This window comes from Polynucleobacter brandtiae, assembly GCF_002797575.1.
Classification (GTDB): domain Bacteria; phylum Pseudomonadota; class Gammaproteobacteria; order Burkholderiales; family Burkholderiaceae; genus Polynucleobacter; species Polynucleobacter brandtiae.
This window is the reverse complement of the sequence record NZ_PGTX01000016.1, coordinates 1-1,181: the sequence shown is the minus strand read 5'-3', so window position 1 is coordinate 1,181 and position 1,181 is coordinate 1. Positions and strand designations below refer to the sequence as shown.

Genomic DNA, 1,181 nt, shown 5'->3' with positions numbered 1-1,181 from the left:
CAGCATTAGTGGTGATCGAAGCAGCAGTCAGTGCAGCACTGATAGTGCCTGTTCCTGTGGTGTTGATAATTAAGGCACCTAGTGCACCATTAGTTTCTCCCCCGACGACACCGGTAAAGGTGACATTGCCAGAACCCGTAGAGATAGTTAGTGCGTTAGCAGCAGAGGCAGTGCTATTTAAGGTGCTATTAAATCCAATGGTGCTATTGGTAGTTGTTAAGGTAATCGGAGTGGCTGTTAAGCTCACTGCCCCAGTGTAAGTTTGGTTACCACTGGTGGTGATATCAGCAGCGATTGAGGTAGTGCCTGATACGGCAAAGTTAGTCACTCCAGTAGTCGCACCACCAATGATGGCATTACCGGTAATAGTCAGTGCATTAGCACCACCAGCAATGGTAGAACTAGTAGTAACACCTGAAGCGGATAAGGTAGTTGATACCCCTAGATTGATAGCCTCGTTATAGGTTTGTGTACCGGTCGTGGTGATCGCACTGGTGTTCATGGCTAGCGTACCAGCCGCATCCGTTGTCACACTAGTTAACGCAGTAGTGCCACCGATGATGCCTCCAAAGGTGGTGGCACCCGCCGTATTAATCGTTAAGGTTTGCGCGCCATTGACAGTCGAGGCTAGATTAATAGCGCCAGCGCTTGAACTGGTCAGCGTTGTTGCAGCGCCTAAGGTTACGGCATCGTTATAAGTCTGGGCACCGGTAGTAGTAATGGCGCCACCATTAATGAGCGTCGTACCACCAGCATTAGTGGTGATCGAAGCAGCAGTCAGTGCAGCACTGATAGTGCCTGTTCCTGTGGTGTTGATAATTAAGGCACCTAGTGCACCATTAGTTTCTCCCCCGACGACACCCGTAAAGGTGACATTGCCAGAACCCGTAGAGATAGTTAGTGCGTTAGCAGCAGAGGCAGTGCTATTTAAGGTGCTATTAAATCCAATGGTGCTATTGGTAGTTGTTAAGGTAATCGGAGTGGCTGTTAAGCTCACTGCCCCAGTGTAAGTTTGGTTACCACTGGTGGTGATATCAGCAGCGATTGAGGTAGTGCCTGATACGGCAAAGTTAGTCACTCCAGTAATCGCACCACCTATGACGGCATTACCGGTGATAGCGTAGATACCACTACCGACTAAGGTGGTGGTATTGGTCGTAGTGGCTGCACTAATCGTGATA

Annotated in this window: 1 protein-coding gene; it reads right to left on the bottom strand. The window is 49.2% G+C overall.

Going from position 1 to position 1,181, the window contains the following annotated elements:
* On the bottom strand, nt 1-1,181 hold a 1,181-nt coding region (locus B0G85_RS10195), incomplete at both ends, for a beta strand repeat-containing protein (RefSeq protein WP_369405935.1).